Source organism: Serratia sp. ID 25-353 (assembly GCF_054792795.1).
Genome location: NZ_CM139236.1, coordinates 3,164,584 through 3,186,697 on the forward strand (window position 1 = coordinate 3,164,584; position 22,114 = coordinate 3,186,697).

Here is a 22,114-nt window from a genome sequence, read left to right on the forward strand (position 1 = left end):
GGGTTGCCTGCTTGTGGTGCGAGGGAAAGAAAGAAGGGCCGCGATCGCGGCCCATGTTCAGGCGGGTTGGCTCTCTTCGCGCACCGCTTCCGCCAGCTGCTCGCCCGCCAGCTGCAGCTGGTACATCTGGTAGTAGCGCCCCTGCTGCGCCAGCAGCTGCTGATGGTTACCCTGCTCTACCGCCTGGCCGCGATGCAGCACCAGGATGGAATCGGCATCGACGATGGTCGACAGCCGGTGGGCGATCACCACCAGCGTGGTGTGCTCGCGGATCGCACGCAACGCGCGCTGGATCGCCTGTTCGGTGCCCGAGTCGATGTTGGCGGTCGCCTCGTCGAGGATCAGGATCTGCGGCGCCTGCACCAAGACCCGCGCCATCGCCAGCAGCTGTTTCTGCCCGACCGACAGGTTATTGCCCTGCTCCCCCAGCCGGGTGTGAATACCCTGCGGGAAGCCGCGCACCAGATCCGCCAGCTGCACCGTTTCCAGCGCCCGCCACACGGCGTCTTCCTCGATGTTGCGCCCCAACGTGACGTTGGCCAGCACCGAATCGGCGATCACCACCGGATCCTGCTGCACCATCGCCACGCCCTGGCGCAGCGTGCGGTGCGACAGGCTGGATAGCGGGCGGCCATCGAGGCGCACTTCCCCTTCGCTGACCGGGTAATAGCCCATCAGCAGGTTGGCTAAGGTGCTCTTGCCGCTGCCGGTATGCCCAACCAGCGCCACGAAGCCGCGCGAAGGCACCGCCAGCGAAATGTGCTGCAGCACCTTTTTGTCCGCGCGGTAAGCGAAGCTCAGATCGGTGATGTCGATGCGGCCACCGGCCAACGGACGATCGTCGGCGCCGTAACTCTGCTGGCTGCGATCCATCAGCTCGAAAATGCGTTCGCCGGCCACTACCGCCTGCTGCAGGATCGATTGCTGCGACGTGAGCTCGATCAGCGGTTCGTTCAGGCGCCCCAGGTAGTTGATGAAGGCGTAGAGCACGCCGACGCCAATCACCCCCTCGCCGCTGAAGCCGAACAGCATCAGCAATCCGCACAGCACCAGCGCCGAAAACAGGCTGAGCAGCGGCCGCAGCAGGAAACCGTCGAGCCGCAGGGTCTGCATGCGCGCCAGATAGTGCGACTGGCTGGCGGCGCTCATGCGTTCGCCGAAGCGCACCTGCTGGCGGAACTGCTGAATCACGCCCATGCCGTTGATCACTTCGTTGAAGCCGTCGTTGATGTCCGCCAGATAGCTGCGCACCCGTCGCACGATCGGTGTGCTGTAGTATTGATAGATGCCCATCACCACGAACACCGCCGGGAAGATGCAGACCGCCACCAGCGCCATGCGCCAGTCGAGGCTGAACATCGCCACCAGCATGGTGCCGATCAGCGCGGCGCTTTTCAGCACCGTGGAGACCACCATCACGTACAGATCCTTGATCACCTCGGTGTCGTTGGTGACGCGCGAGATCAATTGCCCGACCGGCTGCGTATCGAAGGCGCTGAGCGGCTGGCGCAGCGCGGCGTCCATCACGTCGGTGCGCAGCCGCTGCACCACGCCCACCGCCGCCTGGTTGAACAGCAGCGCCTGAAAGTAGTGCAGCGCCGCCGCCAGCAGCTCCAGCAGAATGTAAGCCGCCGCCAGCCCGCCGACGATCATCAGCGGCAGTTGTCCTTTGGCGACGTAGTTATCGATAAAATAGCTCACCAGGATCGGCCCGGCGACTTCCGCCGCCGCCGCTATCCACAGCATCAACACCGCCAGCCCCAGCGGTTTGCGGTACGGCGAGCCGTAGGCCAGCAGCCGCTTCAGCGTCGGCCACAGCTTTTGCACTTTATTCATCGGCCAACGCCTCCTCGCCGTTTTCCGGCGCTTCGTCCAGCGCCGCTTCCAGCTGCTGATAACGGTACATATCGCGATACCAGCCCGGCTGCGCCGCCAGCGCAGCCGGATCGCCGCGCTGGGCAACGCCACCGTGCTGCATCACCAGGATCTCGCTGGCTTCAGTCAATGCCGACAGCCGGTGCGCGCTGATGATCACCGTGCGATCTTGCCCCCAGCTGCGCAGGTTATGCAGGATCTGGTGTTCGGTACGGCCGTCCACCGCCGACAACGCGTCGTCGAGGATCAGGATCTCCGCATCCAGCAGCAGCGCACGCGCAATGGAGATACGCTGTTTCTGCCCACCCGACAGCATCACGCCGCGCTCGCCCACCTCGGTGTCATAGCCCTGCGGCAGCCGCAGAATGTCCTCATGAACGCTGGCCAACCGCGCCGCCTGTTCGATCTGCGCCTGCGTCGCGCCCGGATGGCCCAACGCGATGTTGTTCGCCACGGTATCGGAGAACAGGAACGGCGTTTGGCTCACCACCGACAGCCGCGAACGCCAGTCGTCGAGTTTGACCTGCGGCAACGGCAGGCCGTGATAGCGGATCTGCCCTTCGTTGACATCGAACTGGCGCTGAATTAGCGACAGTAATGTCGATTTACCGGCCCCGGTCGGCCCGCACAGCCCCAGCATTTGCCCCGGCTTTAGCGTCAGCGTCACGTCATGCAGCGCCGGGCGCGGGTTTTCCGGGTAGTGGAACGCGCGGATATCCACGTCCAGCACGCCGCGCCCGGCCGGCAGCGCCTGCGGGCCGTCCTGCACCGCCGGAGCCTCGTCGAGCAGGCTGCGGATGCGGCTGTAGGCCGCGCTGCCGCGCTCGACGATGTTGAACATCCAGGCCAGCGCCAGCATCGGCCAGATCATCAGGCCGAGATACATCACAAAGCTGGTCAGTTGCCCGAGCGTCAGCGAACCGTTCACCACCATCCAGCTGCCACCGCCGATGGCCAGCAGGTTAGAGGCGCCGATGGCGATATAAATGGTCGGATCGAAGCGTGCATCCACCCGCGCCACGTGCATGTTCTTGGCGCCGGTCTGCGCCGCGACTTCGGCGAAGCGGTTGGATTGGTGATCTTCCAGCCCGAAAGCCTTGATCATGCGGATGCTGGTCATGCTTTCCTGCGCCTGATCGTTCAGGCTGGAAAACGCCGCCTGCGCCGATTTAAAGCGCTGGTGCAGCTGGTCGCCGTAATATTTGATGGCGATCGCCATCAGCGGCATCGGGATCAATGCCAGCACCGTCAGCTGCCAGCTGATTTGGGTGCTCATCACCACCAGCACCACCAACCCCATCACCAGCGAATCCACCAGCGTCAGCACGCCTTCACCGGCGGCGAACACCACGCGGTCCACGTCGTTGGTGGCACGCGCCATCAGATCGCCGGTGCGGTGGCGCAGGTAGAACGCCGGGTTTTGCCGGCTGAGCTGGCGGTAAAAGTTTTCGCGCAGCTCGACCGCCAGCTGATAGGACGCGCCGAACAGCAACACCCGCCACACATAGCGCAGCAGGTAAACGACGATCGCGGTGCCGATCATCAGCCCGAGCCAGGCCATCAGCACGCCGGTAGACATTTGTTTTTCGGTGACGCCGTCCACGATGATGCCGACCAGCTTAGGCGGCAGCAGTTGCAGGATGGCGATGACGATCAGCAGCACCACCGCCCCGAGGTAGCGGCGCCACTCCCGGCGGAAGTACCAGCCGATTTGAGCAAATAATCTCACGCAGTTTGATTCCAGGGTTTTATGGGATTTGTCTCTTTTTCTGCTTCAGCAGAGCAGGATACCACCGTTGAGCCGCCCGTCCGGTGAACTTTTCACTCCGGCACCGGCAGCGCGGTGGTGTATTTGATTTTTTCCATGGCAAAGCTCGAGGTGACGTCGATGAGGCCCGGTACGCCGTTCACCAGGCGCTTGTAAAAACCGTCGTAGCTTTTCATGTCCGCCACTTCGACCTGCATCAGGTAGTCGTACTCCCCCGCCATGCGGTAGAACGCCAGCACCTCGGGCATCTGGCTGGTCAGCTGCACAAACGCCTGATACCACTCGCTGCTGTGCTGCTGGGTCTTGATCAGCACGAACGCCGTCAGCCCCAGGCCGAGCTTTTCGTTATCCAGCAAGGCCACCCGGCCGCGGATATAACCCTCGTCTTCCAGGCGCTTCAGCCGTTTCCAGCACGGCGTCGAGGTCAAATTGACCGCATCGGCCAGCGCCTGCAGCGACTGGGTGCAGTCTTGCTGCAGCATGCACAGCAGCTTACGGTCTGTTTTATCTAACATAGCGGCAACCAGGAGAAAAATTTTCTCTCATTAGGCGATTAAACAGGGAAAATAGCAATCCTTTTTTCCTGCCGACAGGCTATGCTACGCCATAAACCTGCCCCCTATTCTGAGGCCAAATCATGACAAACTCTTGGGTAAAATATGCTATCGGTGAAATAGAAGCGGATTTTCAGCGCTCCGCCGATACGCACCTGATTCGCCTGAACCTACCGGCATTTCCCGGCATTTGCCTGTATCTGAAGGATGAGAGCACCCACCCGACCGGCAGCCTGAAACACCGTCTGGCGCGCTCGCTGTTCCTTTACGGCCTGTGCAACGGCTGGATCACCGAGAACACCACCATCATCGAGGCCTCTTCCGGCAGCACCGCGGTGTCCGAAGCCTACTTCGCTCGTCTGATCGGCCTGCCGTTCATCGCAGTGATGCCGTCCTGCACCGCACGCCGCAAGGTGGAGCAGATCGCCTTTTACGGCGGCCGCTGTCACTTCGTCGATCACGCCGCCCAGATCTACGCCGCCTCCGAACAGCTGGCGAAAGAGCTGAACGGCCACTATATGGATCAGTTCACCTACGCCGAGCGCGCCACCGACTGGCGCGGCAACAACAACATCGCCGACAGCATCTTCCGCCAGATGGCGCGCGAACCCTTCCCGGTGCCGAAACACATCGTGATGAGCGCCGGCACCGGCGGCACCTCCGCCACGCTGGGGCGCTACATCCGCTATCAGGGGCACGACACCCAATTGACAGTGGTCGATCCGGAAAACTCAGTGTTCTATGACTGCTTCCACCACGGCGATCGCACCCTGATCGGCAGCTGCGGCAGCCGTATCGAAGGCATTGGCCGCCCGCGCGCCGAGCCGTCGTTCATCCCGTCGGTGGTCGACAACATGCTGCGGGTGCCGGATGCCGCCAGCGTCGCCACCATTCACTGGCTGGAAGGCGTGCTCGGCCGCAAGGTTGGCGCCTCCACCGGCACCAACGTCTGGGGTGCGCTGCAGTTGGCGAAACAGATGCGGGAAAACGGCGAGCAAGGATCGATCGTCACCCTGCTGTGCGACAGCGGCGAGCGTTATCTGGATACCTATTACAACCCGGAATGGGTCAGCAATAACATCGGCGATTTGCAGCCGTATCTGGCGCAGCTGGCGGATTTATAACGTCAAGCTCCGGATAAAAAAAAGCCGGGTAGTCATACCCGGCCGGCTGTAAGGAGAACCTCATTCTTCGGGGGAATAGGTGAGGCAAGGTGAACGCAGCCAATGTTGTAAATAGTGGGCCACCGCCTGCTGTTGGCAATGGCCGATAACCGGTAGTTGCGGCAGCAGGGATTTCAGCTGCGGCAGGGCGTTGCCCATCACCACGCCGTGCCCCACCGCCCCCAGCATCTCTTTGTCGTTCATCGCGTCGCCGAACGCCATGCAGTCGGCCATCGTCAACCCCAGATGGCGGCTCAGCCGGTCCAGCGCCGTGCCCTTGTTGCAACCGAGCGGCAGCACCTCCAGGCAGTCGTAGGCGGAAAAGCACAGGTCTGCCTCGTCACCCAGCTGCGCCCGCAGCTGCACTTGCAACGCCAGCAGCTCCTCGTGGGGCGCGACAAAGCACACTTTGCTGTTGCCGAACGCCGGCAGGCGGCGTACGTCGGCCAGCTGAAAACGAAAGCCGCTCAGGTGGTGCGCCCGCAGCATCTCTTCCGGCACGGGAAACTCGGTCAGCCAACCTTCGTCGCGGAACACATGCATGCTGGCGCGGGTGTGCCAATGATGATGCAGCACCTCTTCGGCGACCGCCGCCGGCAAATCGGTGGCGTGCAGCTGTTGGCCACGGTTGTCATACACTCGCGTGCCATTGCCGGTGATCAGGTAACCCTGCAGCCCCAGTTGCGCCATGATCGGTTGCGCGTCGAGGTAGTGCCGCCCAGTGGCGAACGTCACCACCATCTCCCGTTCCACCAACTGGTTCAGCACCGCCAGCGTTTCCGGGCCAACCCGGTGATCCGGCATCAACAGCGTGCCGTCCATATCGAAAGCTGCCAGGCGATACATAAAGACCTCTTGAATGTGAACGCGATTACAATCAATGCAGTATGGGATGGTATTTACGGAAGTAATAGTGAACAATTTGAGAAAACTGTTCCGGATTTCTGCCCATGCGCCTGGTTCACCGTCTCAGCCAATATCAACGCCTGTACCAACAGCTCGGCAGCGCGCCGGTCGCCGTGACCATCGGCGAGCTGGCGGCGATGTTCTACTGCAGCGAACGGCACGCCCGCACGCTGGTGCAACAGCTGCAGGATCAGGGCTGGCTGAGCTGGCATTCGCAACCCGGACGCGGCAAACGCGCCCGCCTGCACTGCCTGAAAACCCCGGATGAACTGCGCGCGCAGCTGCTGCAACAGCTGCTGCAACAGGGCAACCATCAAGGGGCGCTGGAGATGGCGCAGCTCGATCCGCAGCACCTGCAGGATCTGCTCAGCCCGCACCTCGGCGGGCAATGGCAGGCCGGCAGCCCGACGCTACGCATTCCCTATTACCGCACGCTGGAAACGCTCGACCCGCTCACGCTGACCGGCCGCGCCGAGCAACATCTGGTATCGACCCTGCACGCCGGGCTGACACGCCTGATGACCGGTAACCCGGAACCGCAGCCCGATCTGGCGCACCACTGGCAGATTGGCGAGCACGGCCTGCGCTGGCGCTTCTTTCTACGCAGCCAGCTGCGCTGGCACAACGGTGAATCGCTGACCGGCCAACAGCTGCTGCAAACGCTGGAAAAACTGCAGCGCCACCCGCGCAGCCAACCCAGCCTGGCCAACGTCGCGCACATCAGCCTGCCGCATCCGCTGTGCATCCAGTTCGATCTGCACCTGCCGGACTACTGGTTGGCCCACCGGCTGGCGGAGCTGCCTTGCCTGATGACCCACCCGGAGCTGCCGGCCATCGGCGCCGGCCCGTTCAAGCTGACGTTGAATGAGCCGCAGTTGGTGCGGCTGGAACAGCACGCCGGTTACCACCTGCAGCATCCGTATCTGGACACCATCGAATACTGGATCACCTCCGACCTGCACATCGCCGGCGCCGACACCAGTTGCCAGCATCCAGTGCGCATCACCATCGGTCAGCAAGACGATTTGGCGCAGGCCCGGCCGGTGCAGCGCAGCATGAGCCTGGGCTGGTGTTATCTGGCGCTGAACCTGCGCCACGGCGTGCTGAGCGAGGCCCAGGGGCAAAAGCTGCTGATGCTGATCCAGCAGTCCGGCCTGCTAAGCCATCTGCCAATCCCCAACAGCGTGATCACCCCCAGCCATGAAATGCTGCCCGGCTGGCGTATTCCCAGCCAACGGATTGAGGAGGACGTCACTCTGCCCGCCCGGCTGACGCTGCTGTATCGGCCGCCGGTCGAGTTGGAAACGGTGACGGTCGCACTGCAGCGGTTGCTCGCACAGCACGGCTGCGAGCTGGAGGTGCGCTACTATGCCGGCAAGCGCTGGCAAAGCGAAGCGCAGATCGCCCAGGCCGACCTGCTGCTGGCGGACAACCTGATCGGCGAGGCGCCGGAGGCGACGCTGGAGAGCTGGCTGCGGCAGGATACGCTGTGGCGCGGCATCCTGACGGAAAGCCGCTGGCAGCAGCAACAGGAGACGCTGCGGCAGATCCAGCAGCTGCAGGCGCAGCAACCGCGCTTCGAGCGGCTGCAGGCCTATTATCAACGGCTGATGGCCGCCGCCATCATCACGCCGCTGTTTCACTACCAGTATCAGATCAGCGCGCCGCCGCGCATGCATGGCGTGACGCTGACCGCCCACGGCTGGTTCGATTTTTGCCAAGCGTGGCTGCCGCCGCCGGTGGACGATGCCCCGGCCTGAGCCGAACCGCCCTGCGCCTGACGGCCCTTTCTGCTACTATTGTCGCCGCAACGCAATTTTATCCTGCCGCCCGAATGTGTATCGGGAGAGGCCAAAGCCCAAAAAGGTGATTTTATGAAGCGCGCGGTTGTCGTTTTCAGCGGTGGACAAGACTCCACGACCTGCTTGATCCAGGCATTGCAACAGTATGATGAAGTTCACTGCGTCACGTTCGATTACGGCCAGCGCCATCGCGCCGAGATTGAAGTGGCTCAGGAGCTGTCGGTGGCCCTCGGCGCCAAGGCGCACAAGGTGCTGGACGTAACGCTGCTCAATGAACTGGCCGTCAGCAGCCTGACGCGCGACAATATTCCGGTTCCCGCTTACGATCCTAATCAGAAAAATGCGCTGCCGAGCACCTTCGTGCCGGGCCGCAACATCCTGTTCCTGACGCTGGCGGCGATCTACGCCTACCAGGTGGAAGCGGAAGCGGTGATCACCGGCGTGTGTGAAACCGATTTCTCCGGCTATCCGGATTGCCGCGACGAGTTCGTTAAAGCGTTGAACAAGGCGGTGACGCTGGGCATCGCCCGCGATATCCGCTTCGAAACGCCGCTGATGTGGCTGAACAAGGCCGAGATCTGGGCGCTGGCGGATTATTACCACCAACTGGATCGCGTGCGCCAGGATACGTTGACCTGCTACAACGGTATCAAGGGTGACGGCTGCGGCGAATGTGCCGCCTGCAACCTGCGCGCCAATGGCCTGATGCAGTACCGGGCCAACCAGGCGGAAGTGATGGCGGCGTTGAAACAGAAGGCCGCTCTGGCCTGAGGCAGTGACGGTGGCAGCCACTGCCACCCGTGAGCTTACTGCAGATTATCCTTCGGCGTGAGCACCTCCAGGTGCTCACGCAATTCTCCTTCGATCGGCAGCGCACGCTGCGTTTTCAGATCGACACACACGAAAGTCAGCAGCGCGTCGGCCACCGGCGTCCCCGCCGGATCCTGCGTCACCTTTTGGCTCAGCACCCCACTCTTGCCGTTGAGCTGCACCATCTGGCTGTCGATACGCAGCTTATCCCCCAATACCGCCGGGCTGCGGTAATTGATATTGATGTTCACCACGATGAAGGCGATGTTGTTTTCCGTCATCCAGCGGAATCCGGCCTCGTTCTCCAGCCATTCCCAGCGCGCCTCTTCCAGAAACTCCAGATAGCGGGCGTTGTTAACGTGCTGGTAAACATCAAGGTGATAACCGCGAACTTTGATAAAGGTTTGCATAGGGAACGATCGCTCCTGCCTGGTGATTACAGAAAAAGGGAGCCGCGGCGGCTCCCTCGCCCGTTTGGTCAATGCGCCAAACTGGTAAGACCTGTAAAATGTAGCAGAGGAGTCACGGCCTCAGCGGCATTTTGCCACGCAGCCGCGACCGGGATCACATTTTCAGCCGGGTGCGGTTCTTCTCAAACAGCGCCGGCCCGATGCCCGGCACCTCCTGTAACTGCTCAACCTGGGTGAACGGCCCGTTCTGCTCGCGGTAGCGCACGATGCCTTCCGCCTTCTTCAGACCGACGCCGCTCAAGGCGGCGGCCAGCTGTTCGGCGGTGGCCTGATTGATGCTGACCGCCGCCTCTTCGGTTGCCTTGGTCATCACCGATTGCCCGCCATTGCTCGCTGGTGTTGAGAGCATCGGCGCCTCGGTTTTATCCAGCGCGACGGCCGGCCCCGCCAGGCACAACAGCAGCGCGGTCAGCGCAGCTTTAATGTGATGCTGATAACCTGATAACGCTGATTTTTTCTCTGTATGTTGCATGCTGTATCCTCCTTGTGTGTGACAGCATGGCTACCTTGCCGCGGCGGCGGATATTCAGCAATCGGCCGATATCAGATATGGAAAAGGCCGCGAAAGCGGCCTTTGTTTGTTGCACTGCGTTGCAGAAAAATGCGGCGATTACTGCGGCTGTTGCTCAGCGGCGCCCATTTTGATCTTGGCTTCTTTACGCAGGCTCGCCAGCAGCGAATCGAAGGAAACGCCGGTCGCGCCCTCTTCCATCTTGCCGACGAAGGTTTTCATTTCGTCTTCCGGCAGCGTGCCTGGCTTCACCGCATCGAGTGCGATCAGCACCACGTTATCCTGGCGATCCTGCGACATGCCGTACACCGGTTTGCCGTCCTGCGGGTGCGGCAGCGCGAACACGCTCTCCACCAGCTGGCTGTCTTCCGGCGCGCGCGCCATCTTCTGCACGGCGCCAAAGCTCAGGCCGGCGGCTTTCATCGCCTCATCGCCCTTGCCCTGCTTCAACTCAACCAGCAGCTTCTCGCCCTGCAGCTTCGCTGCCTGCAGCGCCTTGTTGCGCTTCACCAGCTCAGCCACGCGATCTTTCACCTGGTCGAACGGTTCGATGCCTTCCGGCTTGTGGCCGCTCACGCGCACCACGAAAGCGCGGTCGCCGTCTACGGTGATCACGTCGGAGTTGCTGCCCGGCGCGCCGTTCTCGCCGATCAGCGAGCCGTCGAAGATCGCCTGCACGACCGGCTTGAAGTTCAGCGCGGCAGGAATGTTGTCACGGGTGAACCAGTCGCTTTGCGCCGCTTTCACGCCGGCCGCTTCTTCAGCCGAGGCCAGAGATTCGTTGTCGCTGGTCGCCGCTTCGCTCACCTTCTGCTGCAGCGCGTAATACGCGTCTACCGCTTTCTCCTGCTGCACCTGCTTGGCGATGGCGTCATGCACTTCGCTCAGCGGCTTCACTTTTTCAGGTGCGATATCGTTCAAACGCACGATCAGGTAGCCGACGGAAGATTTCACCACGCCGGACAGTTGCCCTTTCTCGGTCAGGTTAGCCTGCTTCAGCTCGTCGGCGGTGGTTTCCGGCTCCAGCCAACCCAGCTCACCGCCGGTACGGCGTGAGATGATGTCGGTGGATTTCTCTTTCGCCAGGGTGGCGAAATCGGCGCCCTTCTTCAGCTCGTCCAGCACCGCGTTGGCTTCCGCCTCGGTTTTCAGCTGGATCACGCTGTAGTTTTTACGCTCCGGCTGGCCGTAGCTGCTCTTGTGCTGGTCGTAGTAAGCGCTGATGTCCTCTTCGCTCACTTTCACCTTGTCCTGCATGGACGCGGCGTCCAGCGGGATATAGCTCACCTTCACCTGCTCAGGCGCGATGAAGCTGTTCTTGTTCTGATCGTAATACGCCTTCAGTTCGTCGTCGCCGGCGCTCTGTTTCGTTTGCAGCGCTTTCAAATCGATGGTCGCCAGGCGCACGTCGCGCTCCTGCAGCACCAACGCTGCCATGGCTTGCGATTCGGACGGCAGCACGAAGCCGGAGTCGCCGAAGGCCTGGATCACCTGCTGATTGACCAACTGCTGGCGCATCGACTGCGCGAAGTTGTCAGCGGTGTAGCCCATGCGGCCGATCAGATCGAGGTATTTGGCGTTATCGAACTGGCCATTGGTCTGGAAGTAAGGCGCCTTGCGGATGGCGTCCTTGATCTGATCGTCGCTGACCGCCAGGCCCAGCTTCTTGGCGTACTGGTCGAGCAGCATGTTGTCGATCAACTGGGACAACACCTGACGGCGCATCTGCTGCATGTAGCCTTCGTTGCCGGCCAGCGCAGAGAACTGGTCACCCAGCTGCTGCTGCATGCGGCTACGCTCGCTTTGGAAAGCCTGTTCCAGCTGAGCGCGTTCGATCGTCTGACCATTTACTTTCGCAGCATAATCGCCGGAGCCGCCGATCAGGTAGTTACCCACCCCGGTCAGAACGAATGACAGGATGATCAGGGCCAGGATGATTTTGAGCACGACGTGATTAGCAGCCGCGCGTAAATTGTCCATCATAGTGTGACAACACTCCGCTGTGATGTGGATTAACAACCCTTGTGCAGGCGCGTTCCCTGCGACAAAAATAAAAAAAGCGCATCAATCCGATGCGCCTTGTATCTTACCTTACCAGCACCGCTGCGTCAGGTGATTGTTTATTACAAAACCCTGTTACGCTAAACGGTTAGACGCTAAATCAGTTTACAGCGTCTTTCAGCGCTTTCCCTGCACGGAAGGCCGGTACTTTGGCTGCCGCGATTTTGATCTCTTTACCGGTCTGCGGGTTACGGCCGGTACGAGCCGAACGTTCACGCACGGTGAAGGAACCGAAACCTACCAGAGCCACGTCATCCCCTGCTTTCAGAGAGTCGGTAACGGAAGCGATTACTGCGTCTAAAGCACGTCCCGCTGCCGCTTTGGAAATATCAGCACCTGCGGCAATCTTGTCGATCAGTTGTGACTTATTCACTCTATCATCCCCTCTAGAATTCTATCGTCGCACCGAAAAATCCCTACGGTTGCGACAGCGCAGCTGTTATATCAATCCCATCGAACCTTGACAAGCCACCGACTGGGTGGCAAAACGCCGGCCGACAGAGATCTAACTTAGCGGTACAAAAAAATACTGGCAAGTCCGAAATGGCTTGCCAGTATAAGTTTTATCAATGGTTTTTGCGATTCGTCACTATTTTGCCGCTACCGGCAGTGCGCCGAAGGCCGGGTTTTGCAACGCAATGTTCAAAACTTCATCGATTCGCTGCACCGGATGAATCTCCAGATCGGCGATAACATTGTCCGGAATCTCTTCCAGATCGCGCTTGTTCTCGTAAGGGATCAGCACGGTTTTGATGCCGCCGCGATGCGCCGCCAACAGCTTCTCTTTCAGGCCGCCGATCGGCAACACCTGACCGCGCAGCGTGATCTCGCCGGTCATCGCCACATCGGCGCGTACCGGGTTGCCGGTCAGGCAGGAGACCAGCGCGGTGCACATCGCGATACCGGCGCTCGGGCCGTCTTTCGGCGTCGCCCCTTCCGGCACGTGTACGTGGATGTCGCGTTTCTCGTAGAAATCGGCGTTGATGCCCAATTTCTCCGCGCGTGCGCGCACCACGGTCAGCGCCGCCTGAATCGATTCCTGCATCACTTCACCCAGGGAACCGGTATAGGTCAGCTTGCCTTTGCCCGGCACGCAGGCGGTTTCGATGGTCAGCAGATCGCCGCCCACTTCCGTCCACGCCAGCCCGGTGACTTCACCCACGCGGTTTTCGGTATCCGCACGGCCGTAATCGACGCGCTGCACGCCCAGGTAATCCTTCAGGTTGTCGCCGTTGATCTCGATATGCTTGAGCTTCTTGTCCATCAGCAGCGTTTTCACCGCTTTACGGCACAGCTTGGAGATTTCACGCTCCAGGCTACGCACCCCGGCTTCGCGGGTGTAGAAGCGAATGATGCCGATGATGGCGCTGTCGTCGACCGTCAGCTCGCCTTTTTTCAGCGCGTTGCGCTCAAGCTGCTTCGGCAGCAGGTGCTGCTTGGCGATGTTGAGCTTCTCGTCCTCGGTGTAACCCGACAGGCGGATCACTTCCATACGGTCCAACAGCGGCGCAGGAATGTTCATCGAGTTCGAGGTGGCGACGAACATCACGTCGGACAGATCGTAATCCACTTCCAGGTAGTGGTCGTTGAACGCCACGTTCTGTTCCGGATCCAGCACCTCCAACAGAGCGGAGGCCGGATCGCCGCGCATGTCGGAAGACATCTTGTCGATCTCATCCAGCAGGAACAGCGGGTTCTTCACCCCAACCTTGGCCATCTTCTGGATCAGTTTGCCCGGCATCGAACCGATGTAGGTACGACGGTGACCGCGGATTTCCGCTTCGTCACGCACGCCGCCCAGCGCCATGCGCACGTACTGGCGACCGGTCGCTTTGGCGATCGACTGCCCCAGCGAGGTTTTACCCACGCCCGGCGGCCCCACCAGACACAGGATCGGCCCCTTGATCTTGCTGACGCGGCTCTGCACCGCGAGGTACTCGAGGATGCGATCCTTGACGCGCTCCAGGCCGTAGTGATCGGTATCGAGCACTTCCTGCGCCTTGTTCAGGTCTTTTTTCACCTTGCTGCGCGCATTCCACGGCACCTGCAGCATCCAGTCGATGTAACCGCGTACCACAGTCGCTTCCGCCGACATCGGCGACATCATCTTCAGCTTTTGCAGTTCCGCTTCGGTTTTCTCGCGCGCCTCTTTCGGCATTTTCGCCGCATCGATCTTGCGCTTCAGCGCTTCGTGCTCGTCCGGCGCGTCGTCCATCTCGCCCAGTTCTTTCTGAATCGCCTTCATCTGCTCATTCAGATAGTACTCGCGCTGGCTCTTCTCCATCTGCTTCTTGACGCGATTGCGGATGCGTTTCTCGACCTGCAGCAGGTCGATCTCCGATTCCATCATCGCCATCAGGTATTCCAGACGTTCGGTGATGTCGGACATCTCGAGCACCGACTGCTTGTCGCTGAGTTTCAGCGGCATATGGGCGGCGATGGTGTCCGCCAGGCGCGCGGCGTCGTCGATGCTGTTCAGTGAAGTCAGCACCTCCGGCGGGATTTTTTTGTTCAGCTTGATATAGCCTTCAAACTGATTGATCGCAGTGCGCACCAGCACTTCCTGCTCGCGCTCGTCGATCGCCGGCGACTCAAGGTATTCCGCCTGCGCGGCGAAATGCTCACCGCTGTCGGACAGCGTAGTGATGCGCGCGCGCTGCAGCCCCTCGACCAGCACTTTTACCGTGCCGTCCGGCAGCTTCAGCATCTGCAGGATCGACGCTACGGTGCCAACCGAGAACAAGTCGTTAATGCCAGGTTCATCCGTTGAGGCCTCTTTCTGTGCCACCAGCATGATCTTCTTATCGTGATCCATTGCGGCTTCGAGGCACCGAATCGATTTTTCCCGGCCAACAAATAACGGGATCACCATGTGCGGATAAACCACCACGTCGCGCAATGGCAGAACGGGGATTTCAATGCGTTCGGAACGCTCAGGGTTCATAGAGCTCTCTCTTAGTTTAATTTCCGCCAGGTTGAGGGGGAATCTCATGAGACGCAAGCATCTAACGTTTCATAAAATCTGGTTAATGAGTATATGGGGATGAATCGCTTACATTCAACGGCAAGAATGCAGGAAAAAGAAATGGGGGATGAAATCCCCCATTTTGCTGATAACGCTCTGGTTTGACTGGCTAATTATTCGCCAGACGCCTGGGCTTCCGGCTTGCCGTAAATCAGCAGCGGCTTGGATTGGCCGGCGATGACCGACTCGTCGATCACCACTTTGTCTACGCTGTCCATCGATGGCAGATCGTACATGGTGTCGAGCAGCGCGCCTTCCACGATGGAACGCAGGCCGCGGGCGCCGGTTTTGCGTGCCATGGCTTTCTTGGCGATGGCGTTCAGCGCTTCGTCGCGGAACTCCAGCTCCACGCCTTCCAGATTGAACAGCGCCTGATACTGCTTGGTCAGGGCGTTCTTCGGCTCTTTCAGGATCTGAATCAGCGCGTCTTCGCTCAGCTCGCTCAGGGTCGCCACCACCGGCAGACGGCCGATGAACTCTGGGATCAGACCGAACTTGATCAAATCTTCCGGTTCGGCCTGCAGCAGCAGTTCGCCTTCGGTCGCCTTCTCGGACTCGCCCTTGACGGTCGCGCCGAAGCCGATGCCCGAGCCGGTGTTGACGCGCTGGCCGATCACCTTATCCAGGCCGGCGAATGCGCCACCGCAGATAAACAGGATCTTGGAAGTGTCAACCTGCAGGAACTCCTGTTGCGGATGCTTGCGCCCCCCCTGCGGCGGAACCGCGGCGATGGTGCCTTCAATCAGCTTCAGCAGCGCCTGCTGCACGCCTTCACCCGAGACGTCACGCGTGATCGACGGGTTGTCGGACTTACGGGAAATCTTATCGATTTCATCGATATAAACGATGCCGCGCTGCGCTTTCTGCACGTCATAGTCACATTTTTGCAACAGCTTCTGGATAATATTTTCCACGTCCTCGCCCACGTAACCGGCTTCGGTCAGCGTGGTGGCGTCGGCCATGGTGAACGGCACGTCCAGGAAGCGCGCCAGCGTTTCCGCCAGCAGGGTTTTACCGCTGCCGGTCGGGCCGATCAGCAAGATGTTGCTCTTGCCCAACTCGATACCGTTGCTGGTATCGCCGTTGCGCAGGCGTTTGTAGTGGTTGTACACCGCAACCGCCAGCACTTTCTTCGCCTGCTCCTGGCCGATGACGTAGTCATCCAGGTGGTGGCGAATTTCGTGCGGCGTCGGCAGCGCACTGCGCTCACGATGCGGGGCAACTTCTTTAATCTCTTCGCGAATAATGTCGTTACACAGATCGACACATTCATCGCAGATATACACTGACGGCCCGGCAATCAGCTTACGCACTTCATGCTGGCTTTTGCCGCAAAAAGAGCAGTACAGCAGCTTTCCTGAACCGTCTTTGCGCTTATCTGTCATCAGTCAAACCTCTTCTTTAGTCTTGTCCCGCAGGAAAATCACGGCGGCAGTGCGCCCAAACTCATATCGGGAACGCCGAGGGGCCACAACAGAGCGAGCCCCTGCCCACTCTGATTACTATAGTCCATCGGCGCCGCGTGGTTCTAGCTGCGGTGTGTCAGAATGCCGTCAACCAGGCCGTATTCCACGGCTTCTTCCGCGGTCATAAAGCGATCGCGCTCGGTGTCGCGCTCGATCTGCTCCAGCGGCTGGCCGGTATGCTCGGCCATCAGTTCGTTCATGCGCGCTTTCACCTTGAGGATTTCACGCGCATGGATTTCGATGTCCGTCGCCTGGCCCTGGTAGCCGCCCAGCGGCTGGTGAATCATCACGCGCGAGTTCGGCAGGCAGAAACGTTTGCCTTTGGCACCCGCGGTCAGCAGGAAGGAGCCCATCGAGCACGCCTGGCCCATACAGATGGTGCTGACGTCCGGCTTGATGAACTTCATGGTGTCGTAAATCGACATGCCCGCGGTGATCACCCCGCCCGGCGAGTTGATGTAGAGGAAAATGTCTTTTTCCGGGCTTTCCGCTTCGAGGAACAGCATTTGCGCCACGATCAGGTTGGCCATGTGATCTTCCACCTGGCCGGTCAGGAAAATGATGCGCTCTTTCAGCAGGCGGGAATAGATGTCGTAAGAACGCTCCCCGCGTGAAGTCTGCTCTACCACCATCGGCACCAGCGCCATGTTCGGTGCAAATTGATCTCGTTCGCCACTGTATGACATTACCGTCTCCTAATAGAAATTGCCTTGGCGGCCAGGGTGTCACCCTAATACGCCGATTCTACTTGAGAACGGCCATGATGACTATGCTCAAGCATTCGACCCGCGCCACACGTACCCGACGGTTATTTCATCCCGCGCACTTTGGCAAACAGCCCCAGAATTATTCTTTACAGATTGGGGGATCCCGGCGCGATTTCAAGCCCAGGGGCCGATTTTCTCCGCGCGCCGAAAACGATGCCGTTAATCTGACCGTTATCATGCCAGCCAGTTCCCCAGGCAACAGGGTAAATATAGTGCATATTGCCCCGCTTAACCTGAGATTAATCAGCAACGTGGCAAAAAGAAAAGCCCGCAACCTCAGGTTGCGGGCTTTTTCATCGTGCGCCGGTTCGCCAGGCGAAACCGGGGGCGCCGTTCATCGCGCCCGGCACGCCGGCATTACGCCTGTTGAGTCTGGTTCATCAGCTCGCTGAAGGTAGTGGCTTTTTCAGTCACTTTCGCTTTTGCCAGCAGGGCTTCAACCGCTTGCTCTTCCAGAGCCACGTTGCGCATGTTGTTCATCAGCTCTTTGTTTTTGCTGTAGAACTCGATGACTTCGCTCGGATCTTCGTAGGCAGAAGCCATTTCTTCGATCAGCGTCTTCACGCGGTCTTCGTCAGCTTTCAGATCGTTGGTGCTGATCACTTCGCCCAGCAGCAGGCCAACCACTACGCGGCGCTTCGCTTGCTCTTCGAACAGCTCGCGTGGCAGTTCCAGCGCTTGCTTCTCGTTGCCACCGAAACGCTGTGCAGCCTGACGACGCAGTACGTCGATTTCGCCGTCGATCAGGGCAGCTGGCACGTCGATTTCGTTCGCGCTCACCAGGCCGTCGATCGCCTGAGACTTGATGCGGTTACGCACGGCGCCTTTCAGCTCGCGCTCCATGTTCTTGCGAACTTCGGTGCGCAGGCCGGCAACGGAACCGTCCGCCACGCCGAAACGCTTGATGAACTCTTCGGTCAGTTCCGGCAGCTCGCGCTCTTCAACTTTCTTCAGCACGATAGCGAATTTGGCCGCTTTGCCCTTCAGGTTTTCCGCGTGGTAATCTTCCGGGAAGTTCACGTCGATGGAGAACTCTTCGCCCGCTTTGTGGCCGACCAGACCTTCTTCGAAGCCTGGGATCATGCGGCCCTGGCCCATTGCCAGTACGAAGTCGGACGCTTTGCCGCCTTCGAACTCTTCACCGTCGATAGAACCGGTGAAGTCAACGGTCACGCGATCTTCAGCTTCCGCTGCGCGATCGGTTTCTTTCCAGGTCGCCTGCTGCTTGCGCAGGGTGTCCAGCATCGCGTCGACGTCTTCGTCGTTCACTTCAACCACAGGTTTTTCAACTTCGATGTTTTCCAGGCCTTTCAGCTCAACTTCTGGATACACTTCGAACTCAACGGCGAAAGTGAAGTCTTCACCTTCTTTGTACTCGCCCGGCACGTAGTTTGGTGCGCCGGCCGGATTAATCTTTTCTTTGATGATCGCGTCAACGAAGCTGCGCTGCATCGCTTCGCCCAGCACGTCCTGACGAACAGAAGCGCCGTAACGCTGTTCCACGATGTTCATCGGCACTTTGCCTTTGCGGAAGCCGTCGATACGCACGCTTTTCGCTGCGTTGATCAGCTCTTTCTTCACCGCCTGCTTGATAGTATCAGCCGGTACAGTAATAGAGAGACGGCGCCCAAGGCCTTGAGTGGTTTCTACTGAAACTTGCATCTTGTTACCTCAAAAAAATCACAGTGCTCGGTCAACTCCGTTCCAAGAACCAGGACGGCTACAAATAAGAACCGAGTTCCCTGATGACAGAAGCGTCCCGAAACCATTCCGGAAAAATAAGACGCGACATTATAGCGGCGCATGCATGGCGAGTCGAGGAAAGCTAGGCGGCGCAGGCGCGCTAAAACTCACACTTTTGCCGATTCGATCGCCAAAAGGCCGCCAAAACAGACCGAACGTTGGCCACATTGCGCATCGGCCGTGTCGTCGTCAAAAACAGAAACGGCCCGCAGGCCGTTTCAAAATTCGTCAGTAGTAATACCCTAATTCAAGGGCAAAGTTCCACTGATACCTGAAAATTTCCCCCTCAGGCCAGCGTCCCGGCGCCGCGGCACGGCGGCGAGGCCGGCACGGTATCCTGCAACCCTTCCCACTCCTTGAGCGTATAGGTGTGCAGCGCCAGCGCGTGTACGCCGTCCGCCAGCTCCTCCGACAACACGCCGTAGATGGAGCGGTGGCGCGTCAAAAAACGTTCGCCAACGAAGCGATCGCTGACCAATACCACTTTGAAATGGCTTTCTGAACCCGCCGGAACGTTATGACGATAGCTTTCATCAACGACTTCCAGATACGCGGGCTCAAACGCCGCCCTTAACTTTGCTTCTATTTGCTCGCGAATCATAGGATCTCCTTACAACACCGGCAGAGGACCGTGCCCATCTAGTTCAATATTAGCCGGTTTTCCCCCGTTTAGACCATCGCCGGGACAAATTTCTCTTTTCTGCGGTCAAATGATGAGCGCCATCCCCGTCGCTTGGGGGATTATCCGATTGAGCGGGCCAAAAAAGCGTGTTTTTATCAACGGCAGGTAAAAATTTGTCACTCAGGCGCCTTCCGCGCTTCCACCGCACGGCGGCGATGCTATGATGTCGGCAATTTGTTGTCGGCTATCCCGCTCTGATTATTGCTAAATCCATCGAGAATGAGACAGAAAACATGTTAAAGAAACTTTGTCTTCCTTTGCTGGCCGCCCTGCTGCTGGCTGGCTGCGCGACCAGCAGCAACACCCTGAACGTCACGCCGAAAATCGTTCTGCCGCAGCAGGATCCAACCCTGCAGGGCATCACCGTCAGCATCAACGGCGCGGATCAGCGCACCGATCAGGCGCTGGCCAAGGTGAATCGCGACGGCCAACTGGTCACGCTGACGCCATCGCGCGATCTGCGTTTCCTGCTGCAGGAAGTGCTGGAGAAACAGATGGGGGCTCGCGGCTACATGATCGGCGCCGACGGCCCGGTGGCGCTGCAGATCGTCGTGAATAATCTGTACGCGGACGTCGCCGAAGGTAACCTGCGCTACAACATCACCACCAAAGCCGACATCTCGATCATCGCCCAGGCGAAGAACGGCAACAAGCAGGTGAAGAATTACCGCTCGACCTATAACGTGCAGGGCGCCTTCACGGCGACCAACGAGAAGATCACCGACGCCGTCAACTCCGTGCTGGGCGACGTGATCGCCGACATGGCCCAGGACACCAGCGTCAACGATTTCATCAAGCAAAACGCGCGCTAATCACCGCGCCTTGTGCCGCCCGGCGGATCGGGCGGCACAGACAGGGACCTCATGTCGAAACACTATCTGAACATCTTCACCCAGCGTAACTCCGCCATTCTGCTGCTGCTGGGCTTCGCGTCGGGTCTGCCGCTGGCATTGACCTCCGGCACGCTGCAAGCCTGGATGACCGTCGAAAATATCGATCTGAAAACCATCGGCATCTTCTCGCTGGTGGGCCAGGCCTACGTCTTCAAATTCCTCTGGTCGCCGTTCATGGACCGCTATACCCCACCGTTCCTCGGGCGGCGGCGCGGTTGGCTGCTGATCAGCCAGCTGCTGCTGGTGGTAGCGATCGTGGCGATGGGCTTTATGCAGCCCGCGCAGCACCTGTGGTGGCTGGCGGCGTTGGCAGTGCTGGTGGCGTTCTGCTCCGCCTCGCAAGATATCGTGTTCGACGCCTACAAGACCGACCTGCTGAAAGCCGAAGAACGCGGGGCGGGTGCGGCGATCTCGGTGCTGGGCTACCGGCTGGCGATGCTGGTTTCCGGTGGCCTGGCGCTGTGGCTGGCGGATCGCTATTTCGGCTGGCAAGCCACCTACTGGCTGATGGCCGGATTGATGCTGATCGGCGTGGCCGCCACGCTGCTGGCGCCGGAGCCGGACGAAAGCATCCCGGCGCCGCGCACCATGGAACAGGCGGTCGTCGCGCCGCTGCGCGATTTCTTCGGCCGCAACAACGCCTGGCTTATCCTGCTGCTGATCGTGATGTATAAAATGGGCGACGCCTTCGCCGGCAGCCTGAGCACCACGTTCCTGATCCGCGGCGTGGGGTTCGACGCCGGTGAAGTCGGGTTGGTGAACAAAACCCTCGGCCTCTTCGCCACCATCGTCGGCGCCCTGTTCGGCGGCGTGCTGATGCAGCGTCTCAGTCTGTTCCGCGCGCTGATGCTGTTCGGCGTCCTGCAGGCGGTCTCCAACCTCGGGTATTGGATCCTGGCGGTGACCGACAAGAGCCTGCTCACCATGGGCAGCGCCATCTTCCTCGAAAACCTGTGCGGTGGCATGGGCACCGCGGCCTTCGTCGCGCTGCTGATGACGCTGTGCAACCGGTCGTTCTCCGCCACCCAGTTCGCGCTACTGTCGGCGCTGTCTGCCGTGGGGCGCGTCTATGTCGGCCCGATCGCCGGCTGGTTCGTCGAAGCCCACGGCTGGCCGTTGTTCTACCTGTTCTCTATCGCCGCCGCCCTGCCCGGCTTGCTGTTGCTCGGCATCTGCCGCCAGACGCTGGAGCACACCCAGCAGCATGACAACTTTATGCCGCGCACCGAGTTTTCAGAATCTTACCGTTGGGCGCTGCGCTTGCTGACGCTAGGCTGTTCGCTGTTGGGCCTGTGGTTGCTGTTGCTGATCGCCAATGCGCTGGACTGGACGCAGGCACCACTGTTGGCCGATCGGCTGCTGCAGGTCGGCGCCGCGCTAAGCCTGCTCGGCGTCGCGATGGGCAGCACGCTGGATTACCTGGCCCTGCGCCGCACCCGTTTGGCATAATCTGACCGGCCGGTGATTTCGCCGGCCGAAAAAAAAGCGATCCGGGGGTATATTTATTTCGCTAAAAAAAGATAATCGGTGCGGAAATTATTTTTTTATCCGACTGCGGCGCTCGGAAATAAAATTAAATTCACCTTTAAGACACAATTATTTTACATTAAATAAACCT

18 protein-coding genes are annotated in these 22,114 nt (G+C 59.9%); 5 read left to right on the top strand and 13 right to left on the bottom strand.

Annotated elements, in window-relative coordinates:
• Positions 1-57: 57 nt before the first annotated feature.
• The 3 genes from smdB to ACYF6X_RS15330 all read right to left on the bottom strand — a co-directional run bounded on the left by smdB (position 58) and on the right by ACYF6X_RS15330 (position 4,158).
• Complete coding sequence (smdB, locus tag ACYF6X_RS15320) at positions 58-1,836, bottom strand: multidrug efflux ABC transporter permease/ATP-binding subunit SmdB (protein WP_063990980.1); 1,779 nt, start codon at positions 1,834-1,836, stop codon at positions 58-60.
• Positions 1,829-3,604 carry a multidrug efflux ABC transporter permease/ATP-binding subunit SmdA gene (smdA, locus tag ACYF6X_RS15325; RefSeq protein WP_063990979.1) on the bottom strand — a complete coding sequence of 592 codons (1,776 nt, stop codon included), beginning with the start codon at positions 3,602-3,604 and terminating at the stop codon, positions 1,829-1,831. Before smdA ends, smdB begins: the two co-directional genes overlap by 8 nt.
• A 92-nt stretch (positions 3,605-3,696) precedes the next feature.
• Positions 3,697-4,158 carry an Lrp/AsnC family transcriptional regulator gene (locus ACYF6X_RS15330; protein ID WP_004940330.1) on the bottom strand — a complete coding sequence of 154 codons (462 nt, stop codon included), beginning with the start codon at positions 4,156-4,158 and terminating at the stop codon, positions 3,697-3,699.
• 122 nt (positions 4,159-4,280) lie between these two features.
• On the opposite strand from ACYF6X_RS15330, the gene ACYF6X_RS15335 reads away from it, so the two are divergent.
• Positions 4,281-5,321 (top strand): PLP-dependent cysteine synthase family protein, encoded by a 1,041-nt coding sequence (locus ACYF6X_RS15335; protein ID WP_015376851.1) that lies wholly within the window; start codon positions 4,281-4,283, stop codon positions 5,319-5,321.
• Between the two features lie 60 nt (positions 5,322-5,381).
• On the opposite strand, the gene cof is transcribed toward ACYF6X_RS15335, so the two are convergent.
• Complete coding sequence (cof, locus tag ACYF6X_RS15340; RefSeq protein WP_107227185.1) at positions 5,382-6,206, bottom strand: HMP-PP phosphatase; 825 nt, start codon at positions 6,204-6,206, stop codon at positions 5,382-5,384.
• Between the two features lie 104 nt (positions 6,207-6,310).
• Between cof and ACYF6X_RS15345 the strand changes: the two genes are divergently transcribed.
• Together ACYF6X_RS15345 and queC are read left to right on the top strand one after the other, a co-directional pair.
• Positions 6,311-8,026 (top strand): SgrR family transcriptional regulator, encoded by a 1,716-nt coding sequence (locus ACYF6X_RS15345; RefSeq protein WP_130018524.1) that lies wholly within the window; start codon positions 6,311-6,313, stop codon positions 8,024-8,026.
• A 114-nt stretch (positions 8,027-8,140) separates the two neighbouring features.
• Positions 8,141-8,839 (top strand): 7-cyano-7-deazaguanine synthase QueC, encoded by a 699-nt coding sequence (gene queC / locus ACYF6X_RS15350; protein WP_130018525.1) that lies wholly within the window; start codon positions 8,141-8,143, stop codon positions 8,837-8,839.
• Between the two features lie 35 nt (positions 8,840-8,874).
• On the opposite strand, the gene ACYF6X_RS15355 is transcribed toward queC, so the two are convergent.
• The 9 genes from ACYF6X_RS15355 to bolA all read right to left on the bottom strand — a co-directional run bounded on the left by ACYF6X_RS15355 (position 8,875) and on the right by bolA (position 19,522).
• On the bottom strand, positions 8,875-9,288 hold the full coding sequence (locus ACYF6X_RS15355; RefSeq protein WP_063990977.1) for an acyl-CoA thioesterase: 414 nt from the start codon (positions 9,286-9,288) through the stop codon (positions 8,875-8,877).
• A 154-nt stretch (positions 9,289-9,442) separates the two neighbouring features.
• On the bottom strand, positions 9,443-9,820 hold the full coding sequence (locus ACYF6X_RS15360; RefSeq protein WP_130018526.1) for a ComEA family DNA-binding protein: 378 nt from the start codon (positions 9,818-9,820) through the stop codon (positions 9,443-9,445).
• A 138-nt stretch (positions 9,821-9,958) separates the two neighbouring features.
• Entirely contained in the window at positions 9,959-11,842 is a 1,884-nt protein-coding gene (gene ppiD, locus ACYF6X_RS15365) for a peptidylprolyl isomerase (protein ID WP_130018527.1), read from the bottom strand.
• 178 nt (positions 11,843-12,020) lie between these two features.
• A complete protein-coding gene (gene hupB / locus ACYF6X_RS15370) occupies positions 12,021-12,293 on the bottom strand; it encodes a nucleoid-associated protein HU-beta (protein ID WP_004940351.1) in 273 nt (90 codons plus the stop codon).
• Positions 12,294-12,509: 216 nt separating this feature from the next.
• Entirely contained in the window at positions 12,510-14,864 is a 2,355-nt protein-coding gene (gene lon / locus ACYF6X_RS15375) for an endopeptidase La (protein ID WP_033647305.1), read from the bottom strand.
• Positions 14,865-15,058: 194 nt separating this feature from the next.
• Positions 15,059-16,330 carry an ATP-dependent protease ATP-binding subunit ClpX gene (clpX, locus tag ACYF6X_RS15380; protein ID WP_004940354.1) on the bottom strand — a complete coding sequence of 424 codons (1,272 nt, stop codon included), beginning with the start codon at positions 16,328-16,330 and terminating at the stop codon, positions 15,059-15,061.
• A gap of 143 nt (positions 16,331-16,473) precedes the next feature.
• Entirely contained in the window at positions 16,474-17,097 is a 624-nt protein-coding gene (gene clpP, locus ACYF6X_RS15385) for an ATP-dependent Clp endopeptidase proteolytic subunit ClpP (protein WP_016928858.1), read from the bottom strand.
• Between the two features lie 438 nt (positions 17,098-17,535).
• Positions 17,536-18,840, bottom strand: coding sequence for a trigger factor (gene tig / locus ACYF6X_RS15390; protein ID WP_004940358.1), 1,305 nt, complete (start codon positions 18,838-18,840; stop codon positions 17,536-17,538).
• Between the two features lie 367 nt (positions 18,841-19,207).
• Positions 19,208-19,522, bottom strand: coding sequence for a transcriptional regulator BolA (bolA, locus tag ACYF6X_RS15395; RefSeq protein WP_004940361.1), 315 nt, complete (start codon positions 19,520-19,522; stop codon positions 19,208-19,210).
• Positions 19,523-19,836: 314 nt separating this feature from the next.
• Here bolA and ACYF6X_RS15400 point away from each other — a divergent pair, with 314 nt between their 5' ends.
• Together ACYF6X_RS15400 and ampG are read left to right on the top strand one after the other, a co-directional pair.
• Complete coding sequence (locus ACYF6X_RS15400) at positions 19,837-20,415, top strand: lipoprotein (protein ID WP_004940363.1); 579 nt, start codon at positions 19,837-19,839, stop codon at positions 20,413-20,415.
• Between the two features lie 51 nt (positions 20,416-20,466).
• Positions 20,467-21,945 carry a muropeptide MFS transporter AmpG gene (gene ampG, locus ACYF6X_RS15405; protein WP_130018528.1) on the top strand — a complete coding sequence of 493 codons (1,479 nt, stop codon included), beginning with the start codon at positions 20,467-20,469 and terminating at the stop codon, positions 21,943-21,945.
• Positions 21,946-22,114: the final 169 nt, after the last annotated feature.

Coding starts and splice junctions, on each gene's coding strand:
- smdB (WP_063990980.1), bottom strand. CDS start 1,836: ATGAATAAAGTGCAAAAGCTGTGGCCGACGCTGAAGCGGCTGCTGGCC.
- ACYF6X_RS15330 (WP_004940330.1), bottom strand. CDS start 4,158: ATGTTAGATAAAACAGACCGTAAGCTGCTGTGCATGCTGCAGCAAGAC.
- ACYF6X_RS15335 (WP_015376851.1), top strand. CDS start 4,281: ATGACAAACTCTTGGGTAAAATATGCTATCGGTGAAATAGAAGCGGAT.
- cof (WP_107227185.1), bottom strand. CDS start 6,206: ATGTATCGCCTGGCAGCTTTCGATATGGACGGCACGCTGTTGATGCCG.
- ACYF6X_RS15345 (WP_130018524.1), top strand. CDS start 6,311: ATGCGCCTGGTTCACCGTCTCAGCCAATATCAACGCCTGTACCAACAG.
- queC (WP_130018525.1), top strand. CDS start 8,141: ATGAAGCGCGCGGTTGTCGTTTTCAGCGGTGGACAAGACTCCACGACC.
- ACYF6X_RS15355 (WP_063990977.1), bottom strand. CDS start 9,288: ATGCAAACCTTTATCAAAGTTCGCGGTTATCACCTTGATGTTTACCAG.
- ACYF6X_RS15360 (WP_130018526.1), bottom strand. CDS start 9,820: ATGCAACATACAGAGAAAAAATCAGCGTTATCAGGTTATCAGCATCAC.
- ppiD (WP_130018527.1), bottom strand. CDS start 11,842: ATGATGGACAATTTACGCGCGGCTGCTAATCACGTCGTGCTCAAAATC.
- lon (WP_033647305.1), bottom strand. CDS start 14,864: ATGAACCCTGAGCGTTCCGAACGCATTGAAATCCCCGTTCTGCCATTG.
- clpX (WP_004940354.1), bottom strand. CDS start 16,330: ATGACAGATAAGCGCAAAGACGGTTCAGGAAAGCTGCTGTACTGCTCT.
- clpP (WP_016928858.1), bottom strand. CDS start 17,097: ATGTCATACAGTGGCGAACGAGATCAATTTGCACCGAACATGGCGCTG.
- tig (WP_004940358.1), bottom strand. CDS start 18,840: ATGCAAGTTTCAGTAGAAACCACTCAAGGCCTTGGGCGCCGTCTCTCT.
- bolA (WP_004940361.1), bottom strand. CDS start 19,522: ATGATTCGCGAGCAAATAGAAGCAAAGTTAAGGGCGGCGTTTGAGCCC.
- ACYF6X_RS15400 (WP_004940363.1), top strand. CDS start 19,837: ATGTTAAAGAAACTTTGTCTTCCTTTGCTGGCCGCCCTGCTGCTGGCT.
- ampG (WP_130018528.1), top strand. CDS start 20,467: ATGTCGAAACACTATCTGAACATCTTCACCCAGCGTAACTCCGCCATT.